Origin of the sequence: Solibacillus palustris (genome assembly GCF_022549215.1) — a bacterium.
Classification (GTDB): Bacteria; Bacillota; Bacilli; order Bacillales_A; family Planococcaceae; genus Solibacillus; species Solibacillus daqui.
Map to the genome: position 1 here is coordinate 401,364 of NZ_JAKZFC010000003.1, position 7,263 is coordinate 408,626.

At 39.0% G+C, this 7,263-nt stretch carries 7 protein-coding genes; 2 read left to right on the forward strand and 5 right to left on the reverse strand.

Annotation, left to right across the window (positions count from 1 at the left end; all coding sequences use genetic code 11):
* Positions 1-57: 57 nt before the first annotated feature.
* Genes menH through LZ480_RS11375 form a run of 3 tightly spaced genes read right to left on the reverse strand, consistent with a single transcriptional unit; the run spans position 58 to position 3,957 of the window.
* Positions 58-867 (reverse strand): 2-succinyl-6-hydroxy-2,4-cyclohexadiene-1-carboxylate synthase, encoded by an 810-nt coding sequence (menH, locus tag LZ480_RS11365; protein WP_241369541.1) that lies wholly within the window; start codon positions 865-867, stop codon positions 58-60.
* Positions 849-2,582, reverse strand: a complete 1,734-nt coding sequence (menD, locus tag LZ480_RS11370; RefSeq protein WP_241369542.1) for a 2-succinyl-5-enolpyruvyl-6-hydroxy-3-cyclohexene-1-carboxylic-acid synthase — start codon at positions 2,580-2,582, stop codon at positions 849-851. Before menD ends, menH begins: the two co-directional genes overlap by 19 nt.
* Positions 2,575-3,957: an isochorismate synthase gene (locus LZ480_RS11375; protein ID WP_241369543.1), complete on the reverse strand. Its 1,383-nt coding sequence runs from the start codon at positions 3,955-3,957 to the stop codon at positions 2,575-2,577. The genes menD and LZ480_RS11375 overlap by 8 nt, the downstream gene beginning before the upstream one ends.
* Positions 3,958-4,201: 244 nt before the next feature.
* Here LZ480_RS11375 and LZ480_RS11380 point away from each other — a divergent pair, with 244 nt between their 5' ends.
* Entirely contained in the window at positions 4,202-5,119 is a 918-nt protein-coding gene (locus tag LZ480_RS11380) for a 1,4-dihydroxy-2-naphthoate polyprenyltransferase (RefSeq protein WP_241369544.1), read from the forward strand.
* A gap of 180 nt (positions 5,120-5,299) precedes the next feature.
* Here LZ480_RS11380 and LZ480_RS11385 read toward each other — a convergent pair whose 3' ends face one another.
* Positions 5,300-6,055, reverse strand: a complete 756-nt coding sequence (locus tag LZ480_RS11385) for a MerR family transcriptional regulator (RefSeq protein ID WP_241369545.1) — start codon at positions 6,053-6,055, stop codon at positions 5,300-5,302.
* A gap of 121 nt (positions 6,056-6,176) precedes the next feature.
* On the opposite strand from LZ480_RS11385, the gene LZ480_RS11390 reads away from it, so the two are divergent.
* Positions 6,177-6,527, forward strand: coding sequence for a hypothetical protein (locus LZ480_RS11390; RefSeq protein WP_241369546.1), 351 nt, complete (start codon positions 6,177-6,179; stop codon positions 6,525-6,527).
* A gap of 44 nt (positions 6,528-6,571) precedes the next feature.
* Here LZ480_RS11390 and LZ480_RS11395 read toward each other — a convergent pair whose 3' ends face one another.
* A complete protein-coding gene (locus LZ480_RS11395) occupies positions 6,572-7,189 on the reverse strand; it encodes an NUDIX hydrolase (protein ID WP_241369547.1) in 618 nt (205 codons plus the stop codon).
* Positions 7,190-7,263: the final 74 nt, after the last annotated feature.

Here is a 7,263-nt window from a genome sequence, read left to right on the forward strand (position 1 = left end):
CAATATGCTTATTATAAGCAATTACTAAGTATTAACTTAAGTTTTCATGAACAAAAGTTAAATCATTTCCTCTACTATTGTAGCAAACTTTAGAGGATTTTCCACATGAATTGCGTGTCCAACCTCTGGAATTGTGAGATGTTTTGCATGAATGAGCGAGTTTTGCATTTTTTGATTAAGCGCAACAAACTTTTCATCAAGCTCACCAGTAAACAAAGTGACGGCTATTGGCAATGTAGCTAAATCATCCCATAGATTAGGCATGACACCTGTACCCATACCGCGCAGACTATTTGCTAAACCGATTGCCCGTTGCAGTAAGCGCTCGGTGCGAATTTCCTGCTGTACTTCATTTGTCAGTAATTTCTGAGAGGCAAAAAGCGGAATGTTCTCCCATTTGTCGACAAATGATTCGATACCCTTTTGCAGGATTATCTCGGCTAATTGGTCATCCGCTTGTTTACGTGCCGCGCGCTCTTCTGCTTGCACTAATCCTGGTGAGGCACTTTCTAATAGCAAATGCTCCATATTTTGCGGGTGCTTCACTGCATAGCTTAATGCCACACGCCCGCCCATGGAATAGCCGAGCAGTGCAAATTTTTGCACATTTAACTGCTGAAATAGTCCATGCAACATATCCACTTGAAATGCCATTGAATACGCTTCGATGTTTTCAGGTGCAGACGTCTCACCATGCCCGATTAAATCCACCATAATACAGCGCACAGAAGTCGGTAAAGCCTGTACAACATGCTGCCACGTCTTTGTACTGCCAGTAAAACCATGCAAGAGCACGAGCGTTTTTGTCCCTTGTGGATTTACCTCCTCCACAAATACATCGAGCCCGTTTACAGCATATCGAGCCATTGCTCAATCACCTCGTTAATGCGTGTCCATAATGCGCGGTGTTCTTTTACATTTTCCTCACGATTTGTAAATACTTCGATTAATTTTAATGATTGCTGTTTTTCTGAAGTTATCGTCGCTAAAAATTGCTCTTTTGATGTGACTTTCACATACTCCATATCATACATTGTTGCTACTTGCTCGAACGCTAATGCAGTCGGAGTACCAAATAATTCCTCATAATGCGCTTCTACTTTCGCTTGTGGTAAGTATGAGAAGATACCGCCACCATCATTATTTAACACGATAACCGTTAGATCACAGTCTTGATAGCGACTTGCGACAAAGGCATTGGCATCATGTAAAAACGCTAAATCACCAATTAATAAATACGTTTTACGATTCGCTCGACCATTACTAAAGCCAAGTGCTGTCGACGTGACACCGTCAATTCCGTTTGTACCACGATTCGCAAACACTTGAATATCATTATTCAGAACAGGTAAAAACGTATCAATATCACGAATTGGCATGCTGCTACTAACAAAGATGTCTGTGCCTTCATGTAAGCTTTCTAGCATCAACTGCACATAGGCCCCTTCATCATTCGCTGTTTGACCATACTTCGCAATTGCATCTGCCGCTAGTAAATCCGCCGTTTTCCAAAATTCAATATATGCAAGCTCTGTCTCAACATGGCTTATTTCGATTTCACTTAACCACTCACCAGGTAAGGCATGAATAAAGTGCGTCGAACTATGCGTTGAATCACGGAACATCGGGTCTTCATCGATAACGATGTAATGCAGCGGATTCGATTGTGCAATAAACTGCATTAAAAATTTCGATATAGGCTGTGCGCCAAAGCGAATAACTGTTTGCGGACGAACATTGCGTTTAAAGCGTTCGTTTTTCATTAACGCATCATATGTAGTAATCGCGAATACTTGGCAATCTTCTGGCACTTCGGTACGTAAATTCGATAAGCTTTCAATCATCACAGGCCATTTCAGCTCACGTACAAAATTCCATAAAGCCTTTGTATCAGTCCCTAGCGGTAGCTCGCCAACAATGATAATTCCGTTTTTCGTTTGCTCAATAATTGATGTAAATTCTGCCAGCGTTTGTTTAGATGGTGTTAAGTCATTTGTAAAGCTTTTAACAAAACTTACACGTTGTAATTGCGTTTTAAAATCAATGACTAACGGCTCACGAAACGGTATATTTAAATGCACTGGTCCAAATGGTGCTGTCGTTGCAATCGTAACCGCACGTACCGTATGACGCTCAATATATGGCAAGGTTTGTGGTGCCTCATCCGGAATCGGGAACTCCGCCGACCATTTGACATTTTCACCATATAAACGGACTTGGTTAATCGTTTGCGGTGCACCGACTTCACGTAATTCATGTGGACGATCTGCAGTTAGTACAATTAATGGTACACGTGCATATTTCGCTTCAACAATGGCTGGATAGTAATTGGCTCCTGCTGTTCCAGATGTACATAATAAAACAACGGGTTTTGCCGTCGCCTTTGCTAAACCTAATGCATAGAAGCCAGCTGCGCGTTCATCAACTTGACGGTGCAAAGTAAGTTCTTTTGTTGAAGCAAAGGCATAGGCAAGCGGTGTTGAGCGCGAACCTGGACTCACAACAACTTGCTCCACACCTGATGCAACAAGTGACGCGACAATTTGGTACACATAATTTGATAACACTTCACGTTCATTCATGTAATTGTCCCCCTAGAGCTCGTAGCATTGGTCTGAATTTCACTAGCGTTTCTTCGTATTCTGATTGCGGCTTTGAGTCAGCAACAATGCCACCACCCGCGTATAGATAAGCTTTATCTTGCACAAGAGCTGCTGAGCGAATCGCAACTGCAAATTCCCCATTGCCATCTGCGTCTAACCAACCAATTGGTGCTGCATATAGCCCACGGTTCATCGGTTCATATTGACGAATGATGTGCATTGCCGCTTCACGGGGTACGCCACCTAGTGCTGGTGTTGGGTGTAAATGCTTTACAAGCTGTAAAATCGTTGCGTCGTCATTGAGTTGTCCTTCTACTGGTGTGTATAAATGCTGAATATCCCGGATTTTTAATAACTTCGGTCCATTCGGAATTTTGACGTCACGACAATTTTTTTCAAATGTATCTGTAATCATTTCTACTACATAATGATGCTCACCACGATTTTTCGCATCATTTAGTAAGCTATTGCCCAATGCTTCATCTTGTTCGGCTGTTTGTCCGCGCTTAATAGAGCCAGCAACACATGATGAAAACGCTCGTCCGTTATTTACCTTCACTAGGCGTTCAGGTGATGCCCCGTAAAACAACATATTCTCATGCTCCAAACCAAATAAAAAGCTTTCTGGCTGTTCATGTACCACATGCGATAAAATTTGTGGAGAAGTAATTGCTTCCTCAAATTGCAATGCTAGAGAACGCGCAATGACAACCTTTTGCGCCTCATTTGCTTTAATTAAAGTCGTTACTTGGTCAATTGATTGTAAATATTCTTCTTTAAACGGTTCTGCATAGCTAATCATTGTTGGCTTCGTATAGGTTTTTACTTCTTTCACCTGTGCAGCATGAATCAGTTCGTCACGTTCTTTACGTAGCGTTTCAAATGTTTGTGCACTATTTGTTTCATTTGTAATTAGATTGATCGTTACAAACGCTTGATCATTACGAATAACTAATTGATGTGATGCCACTGTAAAATAGCTTTGCGGAAATTTCGCCCATTCACCAGCCACTTCGTTTTGTGGGTCAAATGTAAAACCACCAAATAAAATCGGTTGCAGGTGTTGGTCTTCTTGCACTATTTGACTTGTTAACTGTTTCCACTCGCTTTCCACATGGTCAAAACGCTTTGTTCCTTTATTATTTTCAATTTTATAGGCATGTCCTAAACCCACTAATGTGAATGTTTTCTCACGATTTTGCCAAAAATTACGTTTCCCTTTATATTTCGCCTCGCCTGCAGCAAAGAATGCCAGTGCCGATAAGCGACTAACTTCGATTGTTTCCATATAAAAAATTTGCTTTGAATTCGAGCCTACTTCGATTTCAGTGGCATTGTACCACTTGTGTTGCATGAAAATTCCCTCCGTCATGTTGCAAATTCACTAGTATGATGCAAGTTGCGTTTTTTATTTCAAAAACACGTTTTATCTTTTAAATATTTGCTCATTTCATTTGCGTTCGTTCTATAAATAATGCCTTTTCTATCATACCATTTTTCGTACGAACGTTACATGTATTCACACTCCCCTCTGTTCTTTTTGTTTCTTTTTCGATACAATAATGAAAGATTGTTTTCAAGTTAGGAGAGTTTTTACTATGACAAAAGTCATTGAAGCGGACAAAGGCTTTAAAGTTTGGTGGCATTTGACACGCCCTCATACATTAACCGCCTCTTTTGTTCCTGTACTTTTAGGAACAGCGATTGCCCTTGCAATCAATCATGAAACGATTAATTTTGGGCTGTTTTTGGCCATGCTTATCGCAAGTATGCTAATTCAAGCAGCAACTAATATGTTTAATGAATACTACGACTATAAACTTGGTTTAGACAATGAACATTCCGTTGGTATTGGTGGGACAATTGTTCGTCACGGCGTAGCACCAAAAACGATTATGATTATCGCATTAACGTTTTACTTCATTGCGATGCTATTAGGAATTTACATTTGTGCAATGACTTCTTGGTGGCTAGTTGCAGTTGGACTCGTATGTATGCTAATTGGCTATCTTTACACAGGTGGACCTTATCCGATTGCTTATTCTCCCTTTGGTGAGCTTGTATCAGGGGCAGTAATGGGAATGGGCATTGTGTTAATTGCATTTTTTATCCAAACAAAAGAAGTAACAATAGAAGCAATCCTCATTTCAGTACCAAGTATGATTTTAGTTGGGGCGATTATGCTATCGAATAATATTCGTGATATCGTCGGAGATACGGAAGGCGGACGTAAAACGATGGCCATTTTAGTTGGGCGTCATAACGCAGTAACGATTTTAGCTACGTTCTTTATCATTTCTTATTTATGGATTATCGCTTTAGTCATCTTCACCCCATTATCAGTTTGGGCATTACTTGTGTTATTAAGCATCAAAAAACCCATTCAAGCGATTAAATTATTCCGCGCAAAAGAAAAGCCATTAGAAGTTATGCCTGCTATGAAATATACGGCGCAAACAAATACGATTTTTGGTTTCCTTTTAGCGATTGGACTGTTAGCTTCATATCTTTTATAACAACAAAAGCTGTTCAGGGCGTCTTTTATTACGCCTTGAACAGCTTTTTAACTTACTTCAGTAGAAATAGGGTAACCTCCAAAACAAGAGCGCCGAGCTGTAATTGCTGCTTGTTCATATGAAGCCCATCTTTGGCCTTTAATTCATTATTGCCCTTATCGAAGTTATTAATTATTTCGCTTATAGTTTTGAATAAGCAACAATGGCATCATATAAAAATTGTGTCGCCCCTTGCCCAACGCGGCTATCATAATAATTTGTAAATCGCTCATCATAAATATACATTTGTGCCAAACCGGCATGTGCTTCTTTCGTATATTTCGCCCAATAAAAGCTTAGCCAGCGTTTATGCAGTTCCGCTACTTCCATTGCAATATCGGTTGCTGCATCACCGCTTGCTAACGCTTCCTTTAATCGAGCAAATAGTTGCTGCTCGAGCTGTTGTACTGCTTCATATTGTGCCTCTGTCATTTGCCTTAATTTATTATTGCTATCTTTAACCATTTCCTCCCCATATTTCTCACGGATTTCTTGCCCGTAAGCTTGTTCATTATCTTCAATTAACTTATTTTTAAATGCTTCAAATTTTTGTTCGTTTGTCATCGTTCTTTCCCCTTCCATCGTTTGTATCGTTTTTTCAATTGCCTCAAGTAGGCCATCTAAATAATTTCTCTTTTGCTCAAGTAGCGTCTGCTGATTTATTAGCGCTTCTTTCACATTAAAGTTTTTGTCCTCGAGCAACGCTTTAATCTGCTCTAATTTAAAATCCAGTTCGCGATAAAACAAAATTTGCTGTAAGCGGTCAATATCACATTGATTATATTGACGGTAGCCATTTTGCTCTACCATTGAAGGCTTTAACAGACCAATTTCATCGTAGTATCTGAGCGTGCGTGCACTCACACCCGATAGTTTTACTAACTCATTAATAAGCATGTCATCACCCCTATGTAGTACTATAAAGTGTAACGTAACGTAAAGGTCAATACGAAATAATAATTTATTTTTGACCTTTTTTATGCACTCCATTCTCTTACATATAGAAGAGGTGGACAAAATGAATGTATCCCGGCTTGTGAAGAAAGCAAAACGCGGCAGTAAAGATGCTCTCGTACAGCTTATCATGCAAGACAGCTACCCTAAAGAATTACAAATTTTAAGTATTACTAAACAAAATGACTATACAGAATTAACCATCCGTTCCGAAGCAGATGTGATTTACGTTAAGGTAACGCTCCAAACAACAAAAGGCTCCGTACCATTGCAAACAACTAAAGGTTTTTACGATGACGGCAGCTCCACCCGCACTTTACTATTTGAAACAACAGATGAAGCAATAAAGCTAATGATAGAAAATATGTACTTCTTCGATCAACAAAACGATAGAATCAACATCCCTATTAACTAACAAAAGCACAGTCATGAAGTTGTTTATTTCATGACTGTGCTTTTTTATTTCATCAATGCTTGAAGCTTATCAGTAAATGGTTTTAAATAATTTTGAGGGAGTGCTTGCATATCAGCTAAGCTAATTTCCTGACTACCACTCACTTTTTCATCCCCTTGATAGTAATAGCCTGTCACCAATGCACTTGTAATGGTGTCATTAGATAAATTAAAGAAATCCTGCAATCTCATATAATACATACCATCTAATTCTTCTCGTTGAATTTGAAATGTATCCAATCCATTTGTTATTTCATAAATAAACACATTTGCAAACTCATAATCTTTAATAATTTCATTATATATCTTATAAGGAATGACCCCTAACGCTTTTAGCTCTTCAAAAGCTATATTTATCCCCAATTCCTCATGCAGCTCTCTCACACCATCTAAAATCGTTTCTGTCGCTAATAAATGCCCTGCTGCTGTTATATCAAATTGATTTGGATAATCTTTTTTCAACTTACTGCGCAATTGTAAATAGATCATCCATTCATCTTCTATTTTTTCTATTACCCAGCAATGAAACACTTCATGCCAATACCCCTTAGCATGTACTTCGTCACGTATTGCTTCACCAATCTTATGATAATGTTCATCAAAAATTGCCAAGCGTTCTATCATCCGACTCACCGCCTCTTTAATTATGCGTATTAAAAAACACTAAGTACTTTTGAATGTACTTAGTGTTTTCTTGT

Coding starts and splice junctions, on each gene's coding strand:
- LZ480_RS11390 (WP_241369546.1), top strand. CDS start 6,177: ATGAATGTATCCCGGCTTGTGAAGAAAGCAAAACGCGGCAGTAAAGAT.
- LZ480_RS11380 (WP_241369544.1), top strand. CDS start 4,202: ATGACAAAAGTCATTGAAGCGGACAAAGGCTTTAAAGTTTGGTGGCAT.
- LZ480_RS11395 (WP_241369547.1), bottom strand. CDS start 7,189: ATGATAGAACGCTTGGCAATTTTTGATGAACATTATCATAAGATTGGT.
- menH (WP_241369541.1), bottom strand. CDS start 867: ATGGCTCGATATGCTGTAAACGGGCTCGATGTATTTGTGGAGGAGGTA.
- LZ480_RS11385 (WP_241369545.1), bottom strand. CDS start 6,055: ATGCTTATTAATGAGTTAGTAAAACTATCGGGTGTGAGTGCACGCACG.
- LZ480_RS11375 (WP_241369543.1), bottom strand. CDS start 3,957: ATGCAACACAAGTGGTACAATGCCACTGAAATCGAAGTAGGCTCGAAT.
- menD (WP_241369542.1), bottom strand. CDS start 2,582: ATGAATGAACGTGAAGTGTTATCAAATTATGTGTACCAAATTGTCGCG.